This is a genomic window from Pedobacter nanyangensis (assembly GCF_003313505.1).
Classification (GTDB): domain Bacteria; phylum Bacteroidota; class Bacteroidia; order Sphingobacteriales; family Sphingobacteriaceae; genus Pedobacter; species Pedobacter nanyangensis.
On the sequence record NZ_QMHO01000022.1, the window covers coordinates 1 to 23,221 of the forward strand.

Here is a 23,221-nt window from a genome sequence, read left to right on the forward strand (position 1 = left end):
CGAGTTTACGAGCTTTGGACTATAGCGGAAAGAAGGGCTTTCGGGAGATAGCTGTATGGCAAGTGATTTTCGAAAAAAAAGGGGTTATTCCCGTAATAGCTTTTGAATAACAGGGCTGGTATTACTTGCAGCTACTATTCGATTTGCCAAATAATCAAAAGCTTAGCTTGTTTTTATGACAATTTGCAGAACTATTTCGCAGGATTTTTGTTTAAATTTAAATTAATCTTCACGTTAAATTTTAGGGTTATGGAAATTAAAGAACTATTGCTGAATGGTAAGGCTTTTTTGGCCCTTTTAAATGATTTTGCTATCGAAGCGAAGAACGTCATTATTCAAAATGAAGAGTTACTTTTTTCGGGAGCCAACCAAAATAGTCCGGTATTGAAGGAAACGGTGTGTATTGAAGGCAAAAACGACGATGGAATTTTCAATTTTTTTGGCACCCTGCATTTTAACCTTCTGGAAAAACTTGCCGTTTTTGAAATGCAGGGTTTTGAGAAAGTTGATCCTAAAGTTTCATGTAATTAGGCAATCATCCGGCGCTAATGTATATTTGCGCTACGTAATGAATAGCCCAGCACAAAAAGGGCGTACATAAGGTTAGGTTTTAAACGATTTAATAAAGACATGAAAAAAATTACTTTGGCGGCCCTTTTGATATGCTGCTCATTTTTTGCATTTGGCCAAATACTTCCCTCGTTTCAAATGGGGCTAAAAGGAGGCTTAAACTTATCTAAGTTTAGCACAGAAAATACATTTGGGAGCGATAATAGGGCTGGGTACTATGGTGGGATATGGACCCGTATTGGCGCTGCTGGCATTCATTTACAGCCTGAATTATATCTCTCTGGCAAAAATACTACCCTGAAAAACAGCGGATTGGAAAGTAAGGTGAAATTCACCAGCTTAGATGTCCCTGTTTTAGTTGGAACTAAAATTGGCGCAGCAGGCATTGGCGTGCGGTTAAACACAGGACCGGTTGCCTCGTTTATTTTGAGCGATGACCAAAGCTTTAATCAGGCTGCATCAAACGTATTCAGCGGCGATTTCAAGGGACAGGCTTTTGCATGGCAATTTGGCGCCGGCTTGGATTTAGGTAAACTTAACTTTGATTTAAGGTATGAGCTAGGTTTGTCTAAACTTAACTCGGCGGGCTATCCAGATACAAAATTAAACTTGTTCACTTTTGGTTTAGGCTTGAGGCTGTTTTAGTGAGAATAGGCTAAAGGTATAAACCTCCGATAAAAAAAGCCCGGTTTCATATTGAAACCGGGCTTTTTTTATTCGTTTTTCTCGATCAGCTCGTAGGTGTGTGCTCCCTTGAGCGGCCGTATAACTTTATGCTGTTTTTCGCTAATTACCTTAATAAAACATGCGCCGAAATAGAAAATTAGAGAAGAGTAGAACACAAATAACATTACCAGTACAATGGAACCCGAGGCTCCATAAATATTCTCGATATTGCTAAGGGGCAACATGATGCGTAATACGTATTTCCCTAGGTTAAATAATATGCCTGTTAAAAGCCCGCCCTGTAAGGCTATTTTCCAGCTTGGTCTGGCGTTGGTTAAAAACCTGAACAGGATGGTGAACCAAATCGTGACAATTAAAGTGAAAATGGTTTGGTTTAGTGTCCAGAGCAGCCATTTTCCAAAGTTGGGCGAAGTGCTATTCAAATAAGTGGTTACAAATGCCTGTATGCTATCGGTTACCAAACCTATAAAAAACAAAATACCTGCCAGTAGGATAATCACCATGGAGCGACCACGGATTTTCAGCGTAAATAGGAAACCCATTTTCGCGTCTTGGCCAATATTCCATATTTGTTCTACCGAGTTTTTGATGACATTAAATAGGGTGGTGGCTACGAAAATAAAAAATACGAAAGTTAAAATGGTAGCCCACCAATTATGATCAATTCCGCGTATGTTTCTTAAGGTTTCTCTAATTTGTTCGGTACTGCTTGGAATTAAAATTTCTGAAATACGCTCAAACAAGCGGGTGGCAAGTATTTTTCTGTCCACAAAAAAACCAAACAACCTAATGAGGATGAGTAAAATGGGGGGGATGGCGAAATTGGCGAAAAAAGCCGTGGCGCCAGCTAAACGTAAAGGATCGTTTTTTTGGTATAATGCAAATGCTTTTTGTAAATGATAGGCAAAAAGTAAAAGCTTTGATTTCTTAAGAGTTGCTGTTTTTCCCATTAGTGATTTTCAAAAGTAACAAAATATGGCTAACGGATGTTTGTTATTCTGCCTTTTAGCCAAAAATGTTTGGCGAGCGGGAATTTAAGTGCTTTAAAAACTTTTTCAATTAATATTGGTTATGCTATCAATAAATCAATAGGTATGAATAATTTTTTTAGAACGATATTTGCTGGCTGGGGCGCCTGGAAATTAGGTGGAGGTTGCGTGTCAACCATCGTGATTTTTGTGGTGCTGTATTATTTGTTGGGGCATTGCTAGCAACGATAATTAGTTTTGATATGCGCTTGTACATCAGCTAATTTAATGGTAGTTTAGCCATAACATTTTATTGCATCTATCTCCTAATGAAAAAACAACTATTGCTGGCAATGTTTGTATTGCCTTTTTGTTGCATAGCCCAACAAAATTTCTATGTAGCCTCTAACGGAAACAACGGCAATCCCGGTACCTTGTTAAAACCCCTAAAAACACTGGAGGGAGCCCTAAAAAAAGCGGCCGTACTTAAAGGCAAAGCGGTAAATATTTATTTTAGAAGCGGAACCTATACCACAGACAAAACGGTTGAAATTTCACCCGCTAATTTTACCGGCCGTTCACTCACTATTCAGCCTTATCAAAATGAAAGCGTAGTTTTTAGCGGCGGTAAGCCAATAAAAATTAAATGGGAATTTTACAAGAATGGAATTTATAAAGCGAATATTGTATTGGCAGAAAAGCCAGATCAGCTGTTCCTCAACGGAAAAGCATTGCCAATGGCTCGCTATCCAAACTTTGATGTAAATGCTCAGATATTTAATGGTACGGCCGCAGATGCCCTAGAGCCTGCAAAGGTTAGCCGTTGGGATAATCCGAAAGGAGCTTATGTGCATGCACTACATCGCGGCGAGTGGGGAGGCTTCCATTATCTGGTTACTGGTAAACAAAACAACAAGCTTTTAATGGAGGGTGGCTGGCAAAATAACCGACCATCGCCAATGCACCAAAAGCATCGTTTTATTGAGCATATATTTGAGGAGTTGGACGCACCGAATGAATGGTTTTATGACGACGACAAGAAGATACTTTACTTTTATCCACCCGGGGGAACGGATCCCAATAAGGTAAAATTTAGCATAAGCCATTTAACAGATATATTGCACATTGCCGGCAGTAGCACGCAACCCGTTAAAAATGTTCGTATTAACCGCATAAATTTTACACAAACGGCTAGAAGTTTCATGCTTACTAAGGAACCTTTACTGAGAAGCGATTGGGCAATTTACCGTGGTGGGGCAATTTTACTGGACGGTACGGAGCATATTACCATTAGTGGCTGTAATTTTTACGAACTTGGCGGGAATGCCGTTTTCATGAGCAACTATAACAAACATAATCTTGTTAAAGATAATCTTATTTATAACATAGGCGCCAGTGCCATTTCTTTTGTAGGAAATCCAGATGCGGTAAGATCCCCCTCGTTTAGGTATGAGCAATTTGTGCCTGCTGAGCAAATGGATATGCAGAAGGGGCCTAAAAATAACAACTATCCACAGTATTGTACAGCGAGTGGTAACCTGATACATCATATAGGCTTAATAGAGAAACAAGTGGCTGGTGCACAGATATCCATGTCGGCACATATTGCCATAAGCCATAATACTATCTACAAAACACCCCGAGCCGGGATTAACATTAGCGAAGGTACCTGGGGTGGCCATGTGATTGAGTTTAACGATGTTTTTGATACCGTTTTAGAGACCGGCGACCACGGCGCTTTTAACTCTTGGGGACGGGACAGGTATTGGCTGCCCAATGGTAGCAGTGTAGAAAGGATGGTTTCCAAATATCCGGGTATCGAAAAACTAGATGTTATTGATCCCATTATTTTGCGAAATAACCGTTTTCAATGTGATCATGGATGGGACATTGATTTGGATGATGGAAGCAGCAACTATTTAATTTATAATAATGTTTGCCTCAGCGGTGGATTAAAGTTGAGAGAAGGGTATCATCGTACAGTGTATAACAACATTATCATCAATAACACTTTTCATCCACATGTATGGTTTCGTAACAGCCATGATGTTTTTGTGCATAATGTGGTAACACTGCCTTATGCACCCATCCGTATGCCTTATTGGGGCAAGCAAGTAGATTCTAATTTTTTCCTTTCTGCACAGGCTTTAAAATCTGCTCAAAAATTGGGCGTTGATCAAAATAGTAAAAGCGGTGATGCGCTGTTTGTAGATGCTGCTGTTGGAAATTATAGCTTAAAACCGCAGTCTCCGGCAATTAAAATGGGGTTTAAAAATTTTGAAATGAACTTTGGCGTAACCGCATCACGTTTAAAGGAACCTGCAGCGAAACCTAATATCAGGGCGCTGAAGGGGTTACCTTTGGCAAATGAAAATTTAGGAAAATCTCCAAGGTTCAATTGGTTGGGCGCTACATTTAAAGATATTGAAAGTTTGGGCGAGCAATCATCCCTTGGACTTTACGATAGGAATGGCGTGGTGTTAATTGATTTGCCAGCAGCCTCGGCAGCTGCAAAAAGCAATTTGAAAAAAGGCGACGTTCTGATCTCCTTTGGGAAAGAATCTGTAAGCTCGGTAGCAGATTTAATGAAACTAAGCCAAAAATATAAGGATAAAAAAGACCTTGAAGTAGTAGTGGTTAGAGACCAGGTTCAAAAAACACTTCGTATACTACCACTAAGATAATTCAAGCCTTAAATGTTTAGTCAACTAAAAACATATCATGATGAAAAAACTGCTCATTTTATTGTTTTCGCTCACTTTAGCACAATCATTTGCACAAACTACCAAAGAAAAAACTCAAAATGTACCAATCAACAGGCAGAACAATCGAATTATAGATACCGCTTTACGTGTGATTTACGTAGACAAAAATAAATCTGAACGAACATCCGCAGTTTTTATAAATGGAAAATATGTGACGAATTCAATTTTCCTATCTACCTTTAAGATGGACTATGTTGAAAATATAGAGATAATTTCACGAGATACTTTGATTGAAAATATATCTTTTGGTAGTCAATTGTATATTAAAACAAAAAATAATTACATGCCCAAGTTTATTTCTCTAACAGCGGTGAAAGATAAATATACAAACCTAAAAGGCAAGACCGTGATATTTACGATTGACGGAGATTTTATAAATGAGAACTATGACGCATGCCTCGTGGACGAGAACCATCTTTTGACAATAATTGTTGACAAATTTGAAATAGCCAAAGAAAAAAAGGAACTGGGATTAATTAAGATATTAACAAAATCACAAAAAAATCTCGAAGATAGAAATCAAATTATGCTTCGTGGAGTAGAAGCTGCGAAGAATAAATAATCTATGAGATTACTTCCTGGGTGCTTTAGCTTACTAGATAAAAAAGAGACTGCTAAAAAATCAGACAGTCCCTTTTTTCTACGAATAGCTTTTTGCCAATAAGCTTGAATCTTATACGTTTTGCGTTGTTTGCAATTCAATATAATAAATCATGATTTCGTCATTGCGAGGTACGAAGCAATCTTAAAGCATAGTTTTTCACCATTGCAATAGTAGTTAGATTGCACCATTTCTAGCAGTACGTATGAAGACTCAAAATTCAGGTTAATTTACAAGTTACCCCTCAAAGCCTGTTCTCTTTCAATGCTTTCAAACAATGCCTTAAAGTTGCCAGCGCCAAAACTTTGGGCGCCTTTACGCTCAATAATTTCAAAAAACAAAGTCGGGCGGTCTTCTACAGGTTTGGTGAAAATCTGTAATAAATAGCCTTCCTCGTCACGGTCTACTAAAATGCCGAGTTCCTTTAGCGGTGCAATTTCTTCATCAATTTCTCCCACGCGTTCGCCCATCATATCGTAATATGCTTGTGGAGGTGCGCTTAAAAATTCTACACCACGAGCTTTAAGTGTTCTAACAGTTTTTACAATGTCTTTGGTTGCCACCGCAATATGTTGTACGCCTTCGCCTTCGTAAAACTCCAAATATTCCTCAATCTGAGATTTCTTTTTGCCTTCGGCAGGTTCATTAATCGGGAATTTAGAATAGCCGTTGCCATTGCTCATTACCTTGCTCATCAAGGCAGAGTATTCCGTATTAATTTGCTTATCATCAAAGGTTAAAATGTTCACAAAGCCCATAACATCTTCATACCATTTTACGGTTTCATTCATGCGGTTCCAGCCTACGTTGCCCACACAATGGTCAATATAAAGCAAGCCCGCATCCTCAGGGTTGTACTCGCTTTCCCATTTACGGTAACCTGGCATAAAAACACCATTGTAATTTTTGCGCTCAATAAACATGTGCACGGTTTCGCCATAAGTATAAATTCCCGACATGCGTATTTCACCATGCTCGTCGGTAAGTGTTTGAGGCTCCAAATAAGGTTTGCCTCCACGTTTGGTGGTTTCTTCAAAAGCACTGTAGGCATCATCAACCCAAAGGGCCAATATTTTCACGCCATCACCATGTTTTTTTACATGTTCTGAAATAGGGCTATCTGATTTTAAGGCAGTGGTTAAAATCAAACGGATTTTTCCCTGTTGCAATACATAAGATGCTCGATCTTTCACGCCTGTTTCTGGTCCAGCATAAGCTAATGACTGAAAACCAAAGGCTGTTTTGTAGTAATGTGCAGCCTGTTTGGCATTACCTACATAAAATTCAATATAATCCGTTCCGTTAATAGGAAGGAAATCTTGTGCTTTCGCTATTTTCTCTGCAAAGGTTTGTGTGCTCATTTTTGTTTTTTATTAGTCCGAAAGTCCGCAAGTCATAAAAGTTGGGAGTCGGATGTTATAATCAATTATTTAATTAGTTTGGGTCGGTTCGGTCATCACATTCAGACTTTTCCGACTAATAACTTCCCGACCTTACTCTACGTTGATCTGCCAGCTTTTATGATAACTTTCATCCTCAATAGCCAAGGCATCTTCCGTTAGCATCAAAGGCCTAAAAGGGTCAATCATGACAGCAAGTTCTTCCGTTTTTTCCTGCCCTATAGATTTTTCAACCGTGCCAGGGTGTGGCCCGTGCGGAATGCCTCCCGGATGTAAGGTGATTTGGCCTTTCACCACGCTCTTACGGCTCATAAAATCGCCATCTACGTAATATAAAACCTCGTCGCTATCCACATTACTGTGGTTGTAGGGCGCAGGAATGGCCAATGGATGATAATCGTATTTACGAGGAACGAAAGAACAAATCACAAAGTTATGTCCTTCAAAAGTCTGATGTACGGGAGGAGGTTGGTGTAAGCGGCCAGTAATTGGCTCAAAGTTATGGATTGAAAATGCCCATGGATAATGGAAACCATCCCAACCTACAAAATCAAATGGGTGGGTACCATAAGTATAAGGGTACATTATGCCCTGTTTCTTGATCAATACCTTAAACTCGCCAAACTCGTCAAAAGTTTGCAGGTTTTCTGGTCTTTTAATATCTCTCTCGCAAAATGGCGAATGCTCTTCTAATTGTCCAAAGGCATTACGGTACCTTTTTGGTGTACGAATTGGACTAAAGCTTTCTACTATAAACAAGCGGTTGTTTTCGTCGTTAAATTCCATTTGGTAAATGGTGCCTCGTGGAATAACCAGATAATCACCATATTCAAAAGTAATCTCCCCAAAGCCCGTTTTTAATCTTCCGGTACCTTCATGGATAAAAATCACTTCATCAGCCTGACTGTTTTTATAGAAATAATCAGTCATTGATTTTTTAGGAGCCGCCAGTGAAATGTGCAGATCGCTGTTCACTAAAACAGGTTTACGGCTTTTTAAATAATCATCCTCAGGCTTCACATTAAAACCAATCAAGCTGGTGTGGCGCAGATGCTTTTCCCTAGCAATTTTTGGCTCAACATTGTACGGCTCTCCAATAGCCTTTACAATGGTTGGCGGATGGCAATGGTACACCAATGAATATAGGCTCGAAAAACCTTCCGTTGAAACCAATTCTTCGGCATATAAATCGCCATTTGGCTTGCGAAAAACAGTATGTCTTTTAGGAGGAATACTCCCTAAAGAATGATAAATAGGCATATTATAAGGTTAATTTGGTTAGAATTAAAATATAACGAATAAAAAATGAAAACGTTTGGAAGATGGAAGCTCAGGATACTTAAGCTTGCTCAAAAATTATCAAGAATATTGTGCAAATATAAGCTTGGATAGCATATTAGATCGGTACGCAGCAAAAACCTCGGCAGCGTGCAAATTATAATATGTCATCTTTGGTTGCATTATTTTACGAAGTTAGTGTTTTTGTAAAGCATATCAAATTTAATAAATTTTGTTTACCAATGATGAACCTGACAGATCCCAAAATTTAATATGATTTTAAGCTGACTTTAAATGTTAATTGCTTGTTTGCTTGTGTTTTACGTTAATAAAGCCATCAGTATTTTGCAAAACACATATTGCTTTCATAGCTTTGACCACAAATCCAATATAAACCATCTCCAATTTACATTGTTGTTCCATTGGATGTGGAAACTGCACCACTAACGAAAATTATTTATTTCAATGAAACTCGTATCCTATAAAACTGAAGACAAGGAGCATTTAGGAATTTATGCCAACGGACATATCTATAACTTGAACTCTTGCGATAAGCTAATCCCAGATCATATGAATGCTTTTTTAGAAGGTGGAGAACCACTGATGGAAAGAGCGAAAAAAATCAACCAGGATATTTTAGACGGTAAATTATCGCCAAAAGAAGAAGTTTTTTATGAACTTTTGGCACCAGTGCCTCACCCAACTTCTTGCAGAGACGGTTATGCTTTCAGGCAACACGTAGCGGCGGCTCGCAGAAACCGTAAGGTAGACATGATTGCCGAGTTTGATCAATATCCCATTTTCTATTTTACCAACCATAATGCTATTCAAGGTCCAGGTGAAATTGAATGTATGCCAGATCATTTCCAAAAACTTGATTTTGAACTGGAAGTTGCGGTAGTGATTGGCAAAAAAGGTCGCAACATTAAAGCTGCCGAAGCCGATGAGTACATTGCCGGTTACACCATTATGAACGACATGAGCGCCCGTACCTTGCAAATGGAAGAGATGTTATTGAACTTGGGCCCAGCAAAAGGCAAAGATTTTTCGACCGTAATTGGCCCTTGGTTGGTTACTCCAGACGAGCTGGAGCAATTTAAAGTAGCTGCCAAAGAAAACCATGTAGGTAATAACTACAACTTGAAAATGACCTGCAAAGTAAATGGTATTGAGGTTTCTAGCGGCAACATGGCCGATATGGATTGGACTTTTGCCGAAATTATTGAGCGTTGCGCTTATGGCGTTGATATTTTGCCAGGTGATGTGATTGGCTCTGGAACCGTAGGAACCGGGTGTTTCCTGGAGCTCAACGGTACAGGTTTATTAAACGATCCTAATTACCAAGTGCAATGGCTGCAAGCAGGTGACCATGTGGAAATGGAAATCACAGGTTTGGGCGCTTTGAGCAATACCATTACAAAAGTAGATACCGATTTTTCAATTTTAGCTTTAAAGAAGAAGTAATTTTAAGGGAAAGCAGGGCTCTAAATGTTTATCGGATACGAAAGCCCTGCCATCCGCTTTATCCCAATATCCTTCGCTGCGCTCTGGATGATATTGGGATGCCCGCTCCTGTCAGGTTTAGCTTACTTAGGTAAACCTTGCTATGTAAAGAACCGGCAGTAGTAGGAATGTTCTGCCCGTTCATGCCATCCAGAGCGCAGCTAATGATCCTTAAGTAGCATAGTACCATAAAATAGATTCCTCCTAACGTCGGAATGACAGCAAAGGAGTTAAAAATAACTTTTAAACTTTCCAACCTTACAACTTTCACAACCCTTCAACAAATAATCCCATGCTGACACTTAAATGCGATGATTTAACCCCCGTGCAATTGCAAAACTATTTGCAATATGCCATCGCCCCGCGACCAATTTGTTTAGCCTCTACCATAGATGCCGAAGGGAATGTTAACCTTAGCCCTTTTAGTTTCTTCAATATGTTTAGCACTAATCCGCCCATCTGTATTTTTTCGCCGGCCAGAAGGGTGAGGGACAATACCACCAAGCATACCCTGGAGAATGTGCGGGAGGTTAGGGAATGCGTGATCAATATTGTGAACTATGCCATGGTGCAGCAAACCAGTTTGTCGAGCACCGAATATGGAAAAGAGGTTAACGAGTTTGAAAAGGCTGGATTTACAATGGAAACCTCGCATTTGGTGAAGCCGCCAAGAGTGGCCGAAGCCCCTGTGCAACTGGAGTGTGTAGTTAATCAAATCATTCCATTGGGAGATCAACATGGAGCAGGAAATTTGATTTTGGCAGAGATCAAGCTCATCCATATCAAAGAGGAAATTTTAGATACTGAAGGCAAGATTGACCAGCATAAAATTGATTTGGTAGCTCGTTTAGGAGGGAATTGGTATAGTCGTGTTACCCCAGAAAGTTTATTCACGGTTCCCAAGCCACTTACAACTTTGGGCATAGGGGTAAGCGCATTGCCTGTTTCGGTGCGCCAATCAAAAGTGCTTACCGGTAACGATTTAGGTTTGTTGGGTAACGAAGAGCATTTGCCCAGTGATGAAGAAATTTCGGAAATGCAGTGGAATGCCAACGTAAAGGACATTATGGATGCCACCATTGGCGACGCCGCCAATAGGGAAAGGGAGCTGCATGAATTTGCTAGAGAATTGATCGCTTACGGAAAAGTATCTGATGCCTTGAAAGTGTTACTGCTTTAAACGTTGGCATCGGTAATAATCTGCTTCAAAACATCCAAATCAATATCTTTTAAAGTTTTGATGTATAAGCAGGCTTTGCTGGTTTTATGTTTACCTAATTTACTTAACAGCGGATGGGTAGAACCTCCTTCCAAGTATAAGGTAAGGTTTTGTTTACGGGGAGAAAAGGCCATCACCATCCAATCAATGCGTTTGCCATCTGGATAAACGAGGTCTTTGTCGCCAAAACCAATGATGGCATCGCCCCACATTTTAGCTTTGGCTTTACAAATTTCTTCCATAATTTCACAAAGCACAAAACTGTCTTGACGTTTTCTTTCGTCAGTTAAGGCGTTGATAAACTCGGAAACACTGTTGTTATTGGCCTTGGTTTTAAGCGCTGCCATAAGAGTGGATTTTTTATTCCATAACGGTAACCGCTTTTAGGAAACGGTTTTTGTAGTAACCTTCTAAATCGGTAATGGTTACTCCTTTTGCTTTTCCAGAAGACGAATGGATAAACTTGATATTGCCGTCTGCATCTTTTGAATAAACAATGCCTACATGACCTGGTCTGCGTACCCTCGCATTAGAACCTGTAAATACTAAAATATCGCCTACTTTTGCGTCAGCCAGTTTGATGGCTTTTCCTTTTTTAGCAAAATCGGCAGAAGAGCGTGCGCCACTAAATCCAAATTGCTTGTACACATAGCTCACAAAGCCCGAACAATCGAAACCAATCTCGGGATTGCTGGAAGCATAACGATATCTCGTGCCTAAAAGAGACTTGGCAAAGTCCATGATTTTGTTTGAAGTGCTGTTGGCAACCTCTGGAATGCGGCTAATCACCTTTTCCATCATTCGCTGATATTGCATCGTTAACGACACATTATCTTGTGCTTTGCTGTTGATTGCAAATACGCTGAGCAGTAAGATGGTGACTAGGATTTTCTTCATGTTTGTTTTCAAACTTAACGAACAACATCTATAGAACCAAAAAATGTGGAAAACTTGTTGGGTGGTTGGTTGGTTTTTTGGATGGTTAGTTTTTTTGGTTTTCAGGGTGTTATTTTGGTGTTGAATGCAGAAGATAAACTGTTTATTCATTTCACTGAAATCGTAACTCGTAAATCCAAAATCGTAAATTTTATGGTGTAGTTACTGCTACTGGCAATACTTTTCCATTAAAAAACTTATGGCCAGTTCTGGCAAAATCAGCCACGTACTTGCCCATTTCAAAGGCCATTACTGGGCTTTCGTAACCTGGAAACGCCGCTTCTAACATTTCGGTTTGTGCTGAGCCAAGTGCCAGGCAATTGATTTTAATACCTGTTTGAACCAGTTCTTGCGCCATGCATTCCGTTAGGGTGTGTAATGCCGCTTTGCTTGCTGAATAGGCCGCTAGTCCAGGAAATTTTACGCTGCCCTGAAAGCCGCCCATGCTGCCAATATTTACAATATGAGCACCGTTTTCCATAAACTGGAGCATGTAACGGGTCATTTTAAAGTGACTGATTACATTGTGTTCCAACATGGCTGCTAGGTCATTTTCTGTGGTTTCTAGCAATGGTTTGTTGATCAGCGAACCTGCGTTGTTGATCAAAATATCTACCGTTCCCAATCTTTCTTTAATGAAGGGGATCAAGGCATTGTAATCATCATTCACCAAATCAAAAGCTACGGGAAGCAAAGTGCATTCAGGGGTAATGCTTTTGGCAATTTCATGGAGTTTGCGCAATTTATCTGCCGAGCGGGCAATGCAAACCACCTTGTTTTTTGTATCTAAACTTAATTCTAATGCTGCCTCAAAGCCAATGCCACTGCTGGCGCCCGTAATAATGATATTCATAAATGTTAATGTATAGTGCGGCAAAGATAAGGAATTGGGAAGTTTAAGGGCTGGTTTCCGTATAAATTGTGATTATGGACATAAAACTCATCTTAACGAGTTAATTAAGTACCTTTGCGCATAATTTTGAAAAACGATGTTAGAGAAACTTAAAGAGCGCAGCGACGGCTTATGTGAACTGTGTAGTAAAACCGAAGCGGTAAACGCCTATACAGTTAGCCCGAAAAAGGCCGACGCTATGGAAAACCAAGTGGGCTTATGCAATGATTGCTTAGAGAAAATTGATGCTAAAGACCAGAGCTTTTATTGGAGGGTTGTGGAAGGAAGCATTTGGAACCCTGAACCTAGCGTACAGGCATTGAGCTATCGTATTCTGCAAAATTATAAGGACGAAGATTGGGCAAGTGGCGTACTCAGTATGGTTGATTTAGATGAGGATACTATCCAATGGGCTTTGAGTGGCTTGGAAGTAGCTGATGTTCACCAAGATGCTTTTGGCAACGTACTTGAAAACGGTGATACGGTAGTGCTAACGCAAGCCTTGGATGTAAAAGGTACAAACTTCAGTGCGCCTAAGGGAACGGTGGTGAAACGTATCAGGTTAGTACACGACAATCATGAGCAGATTGAAGGTAAAATCAACGAACAAATGATTGTAATATTAACGAAGTACGTTAAGAAAAATAACTAGAAATATTGTGTCGTCATAGCGAGGAACGAAGCAATCTCATAAATAAGAGCTTACAAGTTGCTTTAAGATTGCTTCGTTCCTCGCAATGACGATGTTAAAGCAAAAAACTTACGAAGTTTAACTTTAATTCCTTATTGTTTTCAGAGGTAAAGTTGAGGGCTTTGCCGTTTTAAAGCTTCGTAAGTTTTATGAAATCTATTCTAATCCTCTACGGTAATCAACTGGGTTACTGGATTGGCAATCACATGAAAACCGTCGTTGATCAGCTTCGTGAATTCCTTTTCGTTCGCGGCTTTCATCTCCAGATAAATCCTTACTTCATTTTCTAAAGTTGGATTGGTACCTTTATGATGTAGTATTTCTAAAATCTGTAAAGTACAAAGCCAATCGTAGCGGTAAGAGTTTTTAAGCTCATTAAAGATTTCTGTTAATTTTTCTTGTCCTTCGCCAGTTTCCCTAATATCCCTAACCTGTTGGTAAAGTTGGTGCAAACGCTTGGTGGCCTCATCATAAACCAATTTGTGGGTAAGCTGTTGGCTCACGTGGGTTAGCTCCTCGTAGGCATCCTTATCTGCTGCGCCGTTAAATACCGAAACGATCTTTTCGCCAACGGCCATGTCGTAAGTTCCCCATTCAGGCTGAAACAAAATGTTGCCGTTTCCTTCTCTTACCGTGCATTCTTCAAAGGCAATTAAAATCGTTTTGCCATCCTTGTTGATGATTTCCTTGATCTTTCCGTTTACTTCAATGTCACTTTCAAAGGTTAAACGTACCAGCTGGCCAACACTAATTCCCAGCTGCGACAATTCTGCTAAACTGTGGTTTTCTAAAGGTTTTTCGATATCCTTTAATTTGCCAACAGGCGATGAAAAGCCATCTTTATGGTAATGTTTACTATGGCCTGGGAGTTCTTTGCCTTCAAAAGCTAAAGCAGATTGGCCGCTGGTTTTAATGAAGGTCAGTTCGTCGTTGGCGCTAATGCCCACATCGGTAAATACACCGGTTACCTGTAGCCCCGAGCTGTAAACCGCTGTACTTGGGTTTTTGCACTCAATCGCTTTTAAAATACTTTCGGCACCACCACGCCTAAAGGCCATGGTGTTGGCAAAGGCCTCTAGTACGTCAATTAAGTTTTGGAAAGTAGGCGTTACAAAAAGCTGCGGCTGTTCCTGTGTAATGTCGTATGGATAGTTTACGGTATCCATATTGTACCAAAGCTTTTTGATTTTGGGATCCATGCAGGTGGCGCTTTCGCCAATGGAAGACAACAGGCCCGCACCGTAAATTTTGGGGTTTTCTAAAGTGCCTATCAAGCCATATTCCACCGTCCACCAATGTAGGCGGCCCAAAAGTGCCATCTCCGAAGGTTCGCCCATGTTTTCTGAAATGTATTTCAGGTCCTGCTCTGCCTTGGCAATTTCGGCTTCATCCACATCCTTGGCCTCCTTTAAAATCGATAGCTTTCGGATGGCTTCATAAAGTTCAAAATCTTTACTTGAAAACATTGCTTTGGCACCTATAGAGCCAAAATAGCTCAGGTAGTTATTGTAATCCATATCGGCAATAATAGGCGCATGGCCGGCACTTTCGTGGATAATATCTGGTGCAGGTGTATATTCTATATTGTCAATCTGGCGGATATCTGCAGCAATAACCAACACCCGGTAGGCTTGGTATTCCATAAAAGCTGCCGGTGGAATAAAACCATCAACCGTTACGGCCCCCCAACCAATTTTGCCCAAATTGTCGTTCATGGTTTGCAAATCGGGTATCTGCTCAATACTTAAACCAGCTCTTTGCAAACCTTTAATGTATGGGTAATAAGCTACGTGCTTTAAATAACTATAGTTTTGGCGCATTACATAACGCCATACCGCCTGGTCAATTGGCGTGTACTTTTCGTAATTTTGCTCCACAATGAACTGCCTTAAATGCCTAGGCAATTTGGCAACTTGTTCGTTATTAAAGTCGTTAAAATCGCTCATCTTTTTACATTTTCTTAATTGGGCTAAAATACCTGATTTAAGCTAGTATTGCAAGAAAACAAGCGGCTTTGATCGTTAAAGCTTGTCAGTTTTTGGTCTTTTTTACCTTAAAAGAGAAGTGTTTCTGGGAAAAATAACTGAATACGGCCAACAAAATGGTAATAAAGGCTTTGGAAATGGATGGGTAGAACTGAAAACCTTCTATCAAAATCTTCATCAGCGCATAATTAAGCAGGATATTGGTGCCTACCACGGTGCCGTATCTGAATAGCTGGATGCGGCCTTTCAAATTTGATTGTGTAAAAACCAGGTATTTATTGAGCGTGAAACCCACAAGGAAAGTAAATACCGACTCGAGTGCCAATGCGGCAATAGGTGCGGTAATCAGATATCCCGCAAGGTGCACATCTTGCTGGTGCAAAACGTAATTGTAAATGACAAAATAGGCTATAATACCCGATGAAGCGGTGATGCCGCCACTGGCTAAATACCTAAAAGTGCCAATTGAAAACCATCTTTTAAAGGGAGGATAAAAAAAGTCGATCATTTGGAGTGCTAATTTCCTCATTCCTTTTGGTAGGTTAGTTGGTTATTGATCATTCTGTTGTTGTATTGCTGTATAAACGCCTTTAGCTTTTGTTCCATCTCGGTTTTTACCGCTGGCAGCTGTTCTATCAGGTTTTTGCTGGTAGCCCTATCCGTTTTTAGGTTAAACAAAGCGATGGATTTTTTGCCATCATTCACCAATAGGTAATCCCCTTGGTAAAAGTTAAAATTGCCATCGTTGTTGTTCACCGCAAAATTGGTGGTTTTATTGTCCATGGCATCAAAACCAAACGCAAAATAGGGTTTTTTATAGTGCATATAGTTCAGCACGGTTGGCATAATGTCAATCTGTTGGATAATTTTATCTGTCTTTCCTTTTAGATTGCCGCCCGGATAATAAAATAAAATGGGGATAGCGAAAAAGCCGGGAACGTTTTGGTAATCGGGCAGGTAGGACATGGTTGCATGATCTGCGCACAAAACAAATAAGGTATTTTTATACCAGGGCATTTTTTGGGCCGTATCAAAAAACTTGCGGATGGCCATATCCGTATAACCTAAAGGCTCATGAATTTGCAAGGTCCCTTTCGGGAATTTACCCTGGTATTTTTCGGGAACTTTATAGGGGTGATGCGAGGAAACAGAAAAGAAGGCCGTAAAAAATGGCTGTTTGAAGGTGTTAATGGTTTTGGCCATGTACTGCATAAAAGGCTCGTCCCAAATACCCCAAATGTTATCAAAATCTGCATCGTTGTTGTATTCGTTTTTGCCGTAGTAGTGTTTAATGCCGGCTAAATTGGTATAAGCCGAAAAGCCCATGGAGCCATTGGGGGCACCGTGGAAGAAGGCCGTATAATAACCTTCGTCGCCCAAAAGTTTGGCAATGCTGGTGGTGGTGTTGCTGGAGTAGGGCGAAAGAACGTAGGGCTCGCGGATAGATGGGATGCCCGAAATCACCGAAGGTAATGCATCAATAGACTTACGACCGTTGGCATAGGTTGCATTTGAAGTGAAACTTTGCTCCACCAGGCGATCAATGAAAGGCGTGTAGCCCTTGTAGGTACCATTGAGCTGCTCTTTGTTAAGTGCGCCGATATGTTCCTTGCCTAAGCTTTCTATGATTAAGAATACCACATTAAGCTTTTTAAAGGAGGCGGTATCATTGGGCCGGTGAATTGGATTGTAAAGTTTGGCCAAGGCCTGCTCATCAAAATAATCTACCTTTTTAAGTTTTGGTGATTTTAGGGTTTTCATGATGCTGAACGGCGTATTCAGTACCAAGCTCATATCGCCTGGCGATTTAACATAGTCGCCGGCATTGCTTAGGGTAATAGGACGGGTGCTATGCCGCCAGCCGCCCCTAACGCCGCCAATAAACAAGAAAACAATAAACAATAAAGCCAATGTTTGCATGGCATAGGTTTTCCAATTGAAACGCACGCGTTTTGGTGTAGCAAATACTTGGCTTAGTTTGGCAAAGGCAGCGATAAACAAAATGAGGATGACCAGCAGGTGCCAATATTCCAAAAGAAAATCGGCGGTAAGTTTCAGTTTGTTTTTTTCGTGGCTAAATTGCGAGAAAACACTGCCCGTGGTACGCTTAAGTGTAAATTTATAATAGGCAAAATCGATGAAATTGGCCAAAAAGCCAATGCTGTTGCTGATTATGAACAACCATTTGGCAAAAAGCTGATAGCCTTTCCGGTATTTGAACGGAAAGGGTAGTGCCTGCAGGACGATATACAGTGAATTGATGTACAGCAGCGCTACGATGTCAAACTTGATCCCCCCTAAAAAGGCATAGGCTACCTCGCCGGCGCTTAGGTGCTTAAACAATGATTTATTGACCAGGAAGAAACCAAACCTGCATAGGGCATAAAGCACTAGCAGCAATGCAAACTGGTAAACAAGTACAATATATACAGATTGGCGGTTATATTTTAGATTCATCGACACATTTTGCCCTGTACCACTATGGCTACGGTGCGATAATGGTAAATAAGTATGCGGCAAAAATAGTTAATAAAACAACGCCCTGCAATACATTGGTGCGCCCAGAACCTAGTGATAACATGATGGTGAACTGGGAAAGCAGGAGCAGCACCATCGATTTCGTGTCAATGCCCAGCGTAATCGTCATGCCCGTGATGATGGACACAATGGCCACGGCAGGAATGGTTAAGCCAATACTGGCCAAGGCCGAGCCCAGGGCCAGATTTAGGCTGGTTTGTAAACGGTTTTTCTTAGCGGCACGATAAGCTGCCAATCCTTCGGGCAATAGCACCACGCCGGCAATAATAACGCCCACCAAAGATTTTGGCGCACCAGCACTGATCACTGCATCTTCAATATCGGGAGCCAAAGCTTTGGCCAATAACACCACAATGCCTAAACAAACCAACAATAATAGTCCACTGCCAAGCGCTACCGCCTTTGTTGGTGGGGCCGCATGCACTTCTTCATTGCCATCATCGCCGGGAGGTAAAAAGAAATCTCTATGCCTTACCGCCTGTACCAATACAAAGGCGCCATATAAAATCAGCGAAATAATAGCCACAAATATCAGCTGGGCAGTGGTGTAGGACGGGCCGGCCATGCTGGTGGTATAATTTGGTAAAATTAAAGTAAGTACTAAAATAGCGGTTAGCGCTACCAGGGCGGCTTTTACGCCATCCAAACTAAATTCCTGCTGTTTAAATTTTACGCCACCCGCCAACAGGCATATCCCTATCATACCGGTAAGAATAATCATTACAGCGGCAAAAACGGTATCCCGGGCAAGCTCCTCGGTGCCTGGGCCGCCAGTAAGCATTAACGAAACAATCAATGCCACTTCAATGGTGGTTACGGCCAAGGCAAGTAAAAGCGTGCCAAAAGGCTCGCCAACTTTATGGGCAACAACTTCGGCATGGTGAACGGCCGAAAGCACACTGCCGATCAAGAACACGACTAATATGGCCGTTCCAAAACCTCCAATTCCTTGGAGCGGTAAAAAATAGGCCAGCCAGGCCAAAATGGGTAAAGCAATGGTCCAAACAGGAAGAGGTAATTTTTTAAGCATGCTATTCAATTAACAGGTGTACAATTGGGATGTTTTTAAATATATAAAAAAAAGCCAGAAGCAGAAAAGCCCGACCTTTAAACCACAAACGGGCTAAACTTAATGCCCCTTAATGGCCTAATGGTTCAAAACCTAACCAACTATTTACCAAACAAACGGCGTTCCATCCGCAATATATTGTAACTTCGTGATATATCAGTTCCCTCTTTTAATCAATAACCATGAACAGATGTTTTTTCTTTTTAGCCTGCAGCCTTGTTAGTTTTTCGGCCTTTGCACAAATAGATACCAATGCTTATCGTACGGTTGCCAATTCCATACAAAGAAAATATGCCCCAGATAAGCGGTCGGTTTATTTCCATGTACGCTTCAAGGCCGATTCTGTTTTTGTAGAAAGCACTTCGGAGCAGGCCGTGCAGGCTTTTGAAAAATCGTTCCCCGAAAACCATGGCACAAAACTTTCTGCCGTGGTACTTCCGGCCAAGCAGTTAAACCAAATGACCTACGGGGTCACGACCATTTCGGTGGCCAATAACCGTAGCCAGCCTTTCCACGGGGCCGAGCTCATGACTCAAACCCTGCTGGGAACCCCCATCCAGATCCTGAAAAAACAAGGCGGCTTTTACCTGGTGAAATCGCCCGATGGCTATTTGGCATGGACAGACGGCGGCGCGATTGCCCCAATGGACCAGGCCGCTTTTAAAGCATGGCAAGCCGCAAAAAAAATCGTTTACCTCAATGATTACGGCCATGCCCTGGCAAAACCCGAGCTTAGCTCCGCCCGAGTTTCCGATCTGGTAGCGGGCAATATCTTAAAGTATGTTGCCCAGGAAAATGGATTTGTTAAAGTAGCCTTTCCTGATGGGAGGGAAGCCTATATCCCTGCCAACCAAACGACCGATTACCTGGCCTGGTTAAAACAGCCCCTGCCTAATGCCGATGCCATTTTAAAAACTGCCCAAACCCTCATTGGCGTACCCTACCTGTGGGGCGGAACTTCCATTAAAGGGGTTGATTGCAGTGGCTTTACCAAAACCGCCTACTTTTTAAACGGTATAATGATTCCCCGCGATGCTTCCCAGCAGGCCTTGGTAGGTGAGCCGCTCGATGTGCTGGAAAATGATTCGATCAGTGTGGAGAAATGTCTTAAAAACCTAAAGCCCGGCGACCTCATGTTTTTTTCTGCCGCCAAGCGCAGGGGCATTAACAACGGCAGGGTAAGCCACACGGCCATTTACATGGGCAACGGCCAGTTTATCCAATCTGCTGGCATGGTAAAAATTAGCAGTATTTTGCCCACAGCACCAAACTATGATGAGTACCAAACCAAAACCTTGGTAGGCGCACGCAGGATTTTAACCCAGGTTGGGCAGCCCGAAATCACCAAAGTAGAAAAGCACGATTGGTACCTAAGTAAAAAATAATGCGCATTAAAATATACCACAACAGCAGGTGCAGCAAAAGCAATGCGGCATTAAATGCAATAAAAAGCCAGGAAACAGAAGTGCAGGTTATCAACTATCTTGAAAATCCGCCAAGTGTAAATGAATTAAAAGATCTTCTGAAACTGCTGGGCATTGGCCCTTTGGCGCTGATGCGCACCACAGAAACCGTTTTCAAGGAAAAGGTAAAAGGCAGGCAACTGTCAGCTGCCCAACTTATCCAAATCATGCATGAAAACCCAATCCTCATACAACGGCCAATTGTGATTAAAGGAGATAAAGCCCTGATCGCCAGAACCCAGGAAGCCATTTCCCATATTTTGCAAACAACCTAAGTTCAATAGCTGAATTTAACGCGAATTTGGCATAAGAAAATACCTGATACGCATCACCAACAAATTTTTTAGGCCCCAAAAAACGTTTTCTGCTATCATTTATGGTGCTGTCGCTTCGCACACCAACCCTTATGAAGTAGTTTGTGGCTGTTTTTTGTATGCCTTAATGCCTTGGCAAGCCCAGGTTTCCTATACATGGAAAAAGTATGCAAAAAAAGCACCGCTGCGGCCAGTTCTGTTAAAGCTATTAAGGCCAATTTGCGCATGCCCAACAGGTTCAGGCCAATTGGAACAGAGCCCCAGAGATTTTCAAACAGGAGTACATGAAAAAGCCCCGCACAACATGCAGGGCTTTCGTATTTTATGAATGGCTCAGCAGGCTTCTCCAGCTTACTTTGCTATCTATGGTCCAATGTAGGTCCTTAATTTCAATACGTTGTTGTTCCATGGTATCCCTGTGGCGGATGGTTACCGTATTATCCTCCAAAGTTTGGTGATCAACCGTGATACAGAAAGGTGTACCAATGGCATCCTGGCGGCGATAGCGTTTCCCGATGGCATCCTTTTCCTCATACATGCAGTTGAAATCAAATTTCAGTTGGTCCATAATTTCGCGGGCCTTTTCTGGCAGTCCATCTTTTTTGGTTAACGGGAAAATAGCCGCCTTAATAGGTGCTAATGCAGGGTGCAAACGCAGCAACGTTCTGCTGTCCTGTTTTTCGGGGGTACTTAAGTCCTCCTCTTCCAGGGCGTTGATCAGGGTCAGGAGAAACATCCTGTCCAGGCCAATCGAAGTTTCAATCACATAGGGAACATAATTGCCATAAGGCTTTCCGTTCTCATCCAGCTCGGCATCAAAGTACTGCATTTTCTTGCCGCTGTAGGCTTGGTGCTGCGATAGGTCAAAGTCAGTTCTGCTATGTATCCCCTCCACCTCTTTAAAGCCAAACGGGAATTCAAACTCAATATCGGTAGCGGCATTGGCATAGTGCGCCAACTTCACGTGGTCGTGGTAGCGATACTTTTCAGGCGCTGTGCCAATAGCCTTATGCCATTTCAAACGTGCCTCTTTCCAGTATTCAAACCACTTTTTATCCTCGCCGGGCCTCACAAAAAACTGCATCTCCATCTGTTCAAACTCACGCATGCGCATAATAAACTGGCGGGCAATCACCTCGTTCCTAAAAGCCTTGCCAATTTGCGCAATCCCAAAAGGAATTTTCATCCTGCCCGTTTTTTGCACGTTCAGGAAATTCACAAAAATACCTTGGGCTGTTTCCGGGCGCAGGTAAACCACATCGCTGCCCTCGGCCATGGCGCCAAACTGCGTGCTAAACATTAGGTTAAACTGGCGTACATCGGTCCAGTTGCGGGTACCGCTCACCGGGCAGGCAATTTCATGTTCCTCAATCAAAACTTTCAGGCGTGGCAGGTCCTCGGCCTTCAGGGCATCGTCCATGTCGGCCTGCAATTTGGCCGCTTTATCCGTTTTGCCATCTTTTTCGTACTTGGCAATTCTATCTTCCAGCAACTGGTCGGCCCGATAGCGTTTCTTGCTGTCCTTGTTATCAATCATGGGGTCGTTAAAACCATCCACGTGCCCACTTGCCTTCCACACCTTCGGATGCATAAAAATGGCCGCATCAATGCCCACAATGTTTTCGTGCATTTGCACCATTGCCTTCCACCAATAAGTTTTCAGGTTGTTCTTAAGCTCGGCACCCAACTGTCCATAGTCGTAAACCGCACTTAAGCCATCATATATTTCGCTGCTTTGGAACACAAAACCATATTCCTTGGCATGAGAGATTACATTCTTAAAAATTTCGTCGTTATTTTTCTGAGCCATAGTGGTCCAAAGTTAAAAGTTAAAATCAAAAGTTATAAGATAAATGCTTTAAAAATGTTCCGAAAAGCAATTCCATCATCCATCGGTTGCCAAAGCCCTGCACTCCGCTACAAGTCCTCGTTCGCTGGCGCTTCCTGTGGGCTTTTCGCTGCGGTCAGGTTTATGGCACAACGGCACCACCCTTGGCAGCCTTTAAAACCGCCCATAGGCCAACTGCTGCACCAGCTGCCTGGCCACCCCTATAAAATGCCTGCCTATCGGGTTTAATAAACCTGGGTTCCATGGGCAAAAAGTATAGGTCTTGCCCATAGTTTCAGGTTTAAGACCCCGAAGAGGTCAAATATTTATAAAAATAGGCCTCTTTGTGTACGACTCCTACGGAGTCGCATGATTTCGCGTACATATTTCTCTATAAGGATTGAAATCCTTCGGATTTTCGCTTCTAGACCTGTGGTTGGTGTTATCACCAACCACGGCACTAACCATTGTATAAACATATCCAAAGATCTCTCCACAGGGTCGAGATGACGAA

General features: G+C 41.8%; 21 protein-coding genes. 9 read left to right on the forward strand and 12 right to left on the reverse strand.

Features of this window, described 5'->3' with window-relative positions; all coding sequences use genetic code 11:
- Window positions 1-249: 249 nt before the first annotated feature.
- Together DUT71_RS19735 and DUT71_RS19740 are read left to right on the forward strand one after the other, a co-directional pair.
- Window positions 250-531: a hypothetical protein gene (locus DUT71_RS19735; RefSeq protein WP_113664281.1), complete on the forward strand. Its 282-nt coding sequence runs from the start codon at window positions 250-252 to the stop codon at window positions 529-531.
- Window positions 532-630: 99 nt separating this feature from the next.
- Window positions 631-1,215 (forward strand): porin family protein, encoded by a 585-nt coding sequence (locus DUT71_RS19740; protein ID WP_113664261.1) that lies wholly within the window; start codon window positions 631-633, stop codon window positions 1,213-1,215.
- Between the two features lie 68 nt (window positions 1,216-1,283).
- Here DUT71_RS19740 and DUT71_RS19745 read toward each other — a convergent pair whose 3' ends face one another.
- Entirely contained in the window at window positions 1,284-2,207 is a 924-nt protein-coding gene (locus DUT71_RS19745; protein ID WP_113664262.1) for a YihY/virulence factor BrkB family protein, read from the reverse strand.
- A 347-nt stretch (window positions 2,208-2,554) separates the two neighbouring features.
- Here DUT71_RS19745 and DUT71_RS19755 point away from each other — a divergent pair, with 347 nt between their 5' ends.
- Both DUT71_RS19755 and DUT71_RS19760 read left to right on the forward strand, forming a co-directional pair.
- Entirely contained in the window at window positions 2,555-4,909 is a 2,355-nt protein-coding gene (locus DUT71_RS19755) for a PDZ domain-containing protein (protein ID WP_113664264.1), read from the forward strand.
- 37 nt (window positions 4,910-4,946) lie between these two features.
- Window positions 4,947-5,552 carry a PH domain-containing protein gene (locus tag DUT71_RS19760; protein ID WP_113664265.1) on the forward strand — a complete coding sequence of 202 codons (606 nt, stop codon included), beginning with the start codon at window positions 4,947-4,949 and terminating at the stop codon, window positions 5,550-5,552.
- Window positions 5,553-5,821: 269 nt separating this feature from the next.
- On the opposite strand, the gene hppD is transcribed toward DUT71_RS19760, so the two are convergent.
- Window positions 5,822-6,952 (reverse strand): 4-hydroxyphenylpyruvate dioxygenase, encoded by a 1,131-nt coding sequence (gene hppD, locus DUT71_RS19765; RefSeq protein WP_113664266.1) that lies wholly within the window; start codon window positions 6,950-6,952, stop codon window positions 5,822-5,824.
- A 132-nt stretch (window positions 6,953-7,084) separates the two neighbouring features.
- Entirely contained in the window at window positions 7,085-8,251 is a 1,167-nt protein-coding gene (locus tag DUT71_RS19770) for a homogentisate 1,2-dioxygenase (protein ID WP_113664267.1), read from the reverse strand.
- Between the two features lie 483 nt (window positions 8,252-8,734).
- Here DUT71_RS19770 and DUT71_RS19775 point away from each other — a divergent pair, with 483 nt between their 5' ends.
- Both DUT71_RS19775 and DUT71_RS19780 read left to right on the forward strand, forming a co-directional pair.
- Entirely contained in the window at window positions 8,735-9,733 is a 999-nt protein-coding gene (locus DUT71_RS19775; RefSeq protein ID WP_113664268.1) for a fumarylacetoacetate hydrolase family protein, read from the forward strand.
- 331 nt (window positions 9,734-10,064) lie between these two features.
- Window positions 10,065-10,952 carry a flavin reductase family protein gene (locus DUT71_RS19780; protein WP_113664269.1) on the forward strand — a complete coding sequence of 296 codons (888 nt, stop codon included), beginning with the start codon at window positions 10,065-10,067 and terminating at the stop codon, window positions 10,950-10,952.
- On the opposite strand, the gene DUT71_RS19785 is transcribed toward DUT71_RS19780, so the two are convergent.
- The 3 genes from DUT71_RS19785 to DUT71_RS19795 form a co-directional block, all read right to left on the reverse strand.
- A complete protein-coding gene (locus tag DUT71_RS19785; protein WP_113664270.1) occupies window positions 10,949-11,338 on the reverse strand; it encodes a DUF1801 domain-containing protein in 390 nt (129 codons plus the stop codon). The genes DUT71_RS19780 and DUT71_RS19785 overlap by 4 nt on opposite strands.
- 13 nt (window positions 11,339-11,351) lie before the next feature.
- Window positions 11,352-11,888 carry a C40 family peptidase gene (locus DUT71_RS19790; protein ID WP_113664282.1) on the reverse strand — a complete coding sequence of 179 codons (537 nt, stop codon included), beginning with the start codon at window positions 11,886-11,888 and terminating at the stop codon, window positions 11,352-11,354.
- Between the two features lie 190 nt (window positions 11,889-12,078).
- Window positions 12,079-12,780: an SDR family oxidoreductase gene (locus DUT71_RS19795; RefSeq protein WP_113664271.1), complete on the reverse strand. Its 702-nt coding sequence runs from the start codon at window positions 12,778-12,780 to the stop codon at window positions 12,079-12,081.
- 136 nt (window positions 12,781-12,916) lie between these two features.
- On the opposite strand from DUT71_RS19795, the gene DUT71_RS19800 reads away from it, so the two are divergent.
- The gene (locus tag DUT71_RS19800) at window positions 12,917-13,471 is read left to right on the forward strand and encodes a PhnA domain-containing protein (RefSeq protein ID WP_113664272.1); all 555 of its coding nucleotides are present in this window, start codon (window positions 12,917-12,919) and stop codon (window positions 13,469-13,471) included.
- A gap of 200 nt (window positions 13,472-13,671) precedes the next feature.
- Here the strand turns inward: DUT71_RS19800 and DUT71_RS19805 are convergent, their stop codons facing one another.
- The 4 genes from DUT71_RS19805 to DUT71_RS19820 all read right to left on the reverse strand — a co-directional run bounded on the left by DUT71_RS19805 (window position 13,672) and on the right by DUT71_RS19820 (window position 19,063).
- Window positions 13,672-15,456, reverse strand: a complete 1,785-nt coding sequence (locus tag DUT71_RS19805) for an aromatic amino acid hydroxylase (protein WP_113664273.1) — start codon at window positions 15,454-15,456, stop codon at window positions 13,672-13,674.
- 85 nt (window positions 15,457-15,541) lie between these two features.
- The gene (locus DUT71_RS19810) at window positions 15,542-16,024 is read right to left on the reverse strand and encodes a GtrA family protein (protein WP_113664274.1); all 483 of its coding nucleotides are present in this window, start codon (window positions 16,022-16,024) and stop codon (window positions 15,542-15,544) included.
- Window positions 16,021-17,952 (reverse strand): LTA synthase family protein, encoded by a 1,932-nt coding sequence (locus DUT71_RS19815; protein ID WP_113664275.1) that lies wholly within the window; start codon window positions 17,950-17,952, stop codon window positions 16,021-16,023. The genes DUT71_RS19810 and DUT71_RS19815 overlap by 4 nt, the downstream gene beginning before the upstream one ends.
- Window positions 17,953-17,980: 28 nt before the next feature.
- Window positions 17,981-19,063 carry a calcium:proton antiporter gene (locus tag DUT71_RS19820; protein ID WP_113664276.1) on the reverse strand — a complete coding sequence of 361 codons (1,083 nt, stop codon included), beginning with the start codon at window positions 19,061-19,063 and terminating at the stop codon, window positions 17,981-17,983.
- Window positions 19,064-19,284: 221 nt separating this feature from the next.
- Between DUT71_RS19820 and DUT71_RS19825 the strand changes: the two genes are divergently transcribed.
- The gene (locus DUT71_RS19825) at window positions 19,285-20,487 is read left to right on the forward strand and encodes a C40 family peptidase (protein ID WP_113664277.1); all 1,203 of its coding nucleotides are present in this window, start codon (window positions 19,285-19,287) and stop codon (window positions 20,485-20,487) included.
- Complete coding sequence (locus tag DUT71_RS19830; RefSeq protein ID WP_113664278.1) at window positions 20,487-20,840, forward strand: arsenate reductase family protein; 354 nt, start codon at window positions 20,487-20,489, stop codon at window positions 20,838-20,840. Before DUT71_RS19825 ends, DUT71_RS19830 begins: the two co-directional genes overlap by 1 nt.
- 361 nt (window positions 20,841-21,201) lie before the next feature.
- Here the strand turns inward: DUT71_RS19830 and DUT71_RS19840 are convergent, their stop codons facing one another.
- Together DUT71_RS19840 and DUT71_RS20565 are read right to left on the reverse strand one after the other, a co-directional pair.
- Complete coding sequence (locus DUT71_RS19840) at window positions 21,202-22,689, reverse strand: glycine--tRNA ligase (protein ID WP_113664280.1); 1,488 nt, start codon at window positions 22,687-22,689, stop codon at window positions 21,202-21,204.
- A gap of 160 nt (window positions 22,690-22,849) precedes the next feature.
- Window positions 22,850-22,972 carry a hypothetical protein gene (locus DUT71_RS20565; protein ID WP_262510649.1) on the reverse strand — a complete coding sequence of 41 codons (123 nt, stop codon included), beginning with the start codon at window positions 22,970-22,972 and terminating at the stop codon, window positions 22,850-22,852.
- Between the last annotated feature and the right edge of the window lie 249 nt (window positions 22,973-23,221).

What these genes read in the sequence shown, in the direction of transcription:
- DUT71_RS19735 (WP_113664281.1), top strand. Translation starts at nt 250, where the DNA reads ATGGAAATTAAAGAACTATTGCTGAATGGTAAGGCTTTTTTGGCCCTT.
- DUT71_RS19740 (WP_113664261.1), top strand. Translation starts at nt 631, where the DNA reads ATGAAAAAAATTACTTTGGCGGCCCTTTTGATATGCTGCTCATTTTTT.
- DUT71_RS19745 (WP_113664262.1), bottom strand. Translation starts at nt 2,207, where the DNA reads ATGGGAAAAACAGCAACTCTTAAGAAATCAAAGCTTTTACTTTTTGCC.
- DUT71_RS19755 (WP_113664264.1), top strand. Translation starts at nt 2,555, where the DNA reads ATGAAAAAACAACTATTGCTGGCAATGTTTGTATTGCCTTTTTGTTGC.
- DUT71_RS19760 (WP_113664265.1), top strand. Translation starts at nt 4,947, where the DNA reads ATGATGAAAAAACTGCTCATTTTATTGTTTTCGCTCACTTTAGCACAA.
- hppD (WP_113664266.1), bottom strand. Translation starts at nt 6,952, where the DNA reads ATGAGCACACAAACCTTTGCAGAGAAAATAGCGAAAGCACAAGATTTC.
- DUT71_RS19770 (WP_113664267.1), bottom strand. Translation starts at nt 8,251, where the DNA reads ATGCCTATTTATCATTCTTTAGGGAGTATTCCTCCTAAAAGACATACT.
- DUT71_RS19775 (WP_113664268.1), top strand. Translation starts at nt 8,735, where the DNA reads ATGAAACTCGTATCCTATAAAACTGAAGACAAGGAGCATTTAGGAATT.
- DUT71_RS19780 (WP_113664269.1), top strand. Translation starts at nt 10,065, where the DNA reads ATGCTGACACTTAAATGCGATGATTTAACCCCCGTGCAATTGCAAAAC.
- DUT71_RS19785 (WP_113664270.1), bottom strand. Translation starts at nt 11,338, where the DNA reads ATGGCAGCGCTTAAAACCAAGGCCAATAACAACAGTGTTTCCGAGTTT.
- DUT71_RS19790 (WP_113664282.1), bottom strand. Translation starts at nt 11,888, where the DNA reads ATGAAGAAAATCCTAGTCACCATCTTACTGCTCAGCGTATTTGCAATC.
- DUT71_RS19795 (WP_113664271.1), bottom strand. Translation starts at nt 12,780, where the DNA reads ATGAATATCATTATTACGGGCGCCAGCAGTGGCATTGGCTTTGAGGCA.
- DUT71_RS19800 (WP_113664272.1), top strand. Translation starts at nt 12,917, where the DNA reads ATGTTAGAGAAACTTAAAGAGCGCAGCGACGGCTTATGTGAACTGTGT.
- DUT71_RS19805 (WP_113664273.1), bottom strand. Translation starts at nt 15,456, where the DNA reads ATGAGCGATTTTAACGACTTTAATAACGAACAAGTTGCCAAATTGCCT.
- DUT71_RS19810 (WP_113664274.1), bottom strand. Translation starts at nt 16,024, where the DNA reads ATGAGGAAATTAGCACTCCAAATGATCGACTTTTTTTATCCTCCCTTT.
- DUT71_RS19815 (WP_113664275.1), bottom strand. Translation starts at nt 17,952, where the DNA reads ATGAATCTAAAATATAACCGCCAATCTGTATATATTGTACTTGTTTAC.
- DUT71_RS19820 (WP_113664276.1), bottom strand. Translation starts at nt 19,063, where the DNA reads ATGCTTAAAAAATTACCTCTTCCTGTTTGGACCATTGCTTTACCCATT.
- DUT71_RS19825 (WP_113664277.1), top strand. Translation starts at nt 19,285, where the DNA reads ATGAACAGATGTTTTTTCTTTTTAGCCTGCAGCCTTGTTAGTTTTTCG.
- DUT71_RS19830 (WP_113664278.1), top strand. Translation starts at nt 20,487, where the DNA reads ATGCGCATTAAAATATACCACAACAGCAGGTGCAGCAAAAGCAATGCG.
- DUT71_RS19840 (WP_113664280.1), bottom strand. Translation starts at nt 22,689, where the DNA reads ATGGCTCAGAAAAATAACGACGAAATTTTTAAGAATGTAATCTCTCAT.
- DUT71_RS20565 (WP_262510649.1), bottom strand. Translation starts at nt 22,972, where the DNA reads ATGGAACCCAGGTTTATTAAACCCGATAGGCAGGCATTTTATAGGGGT.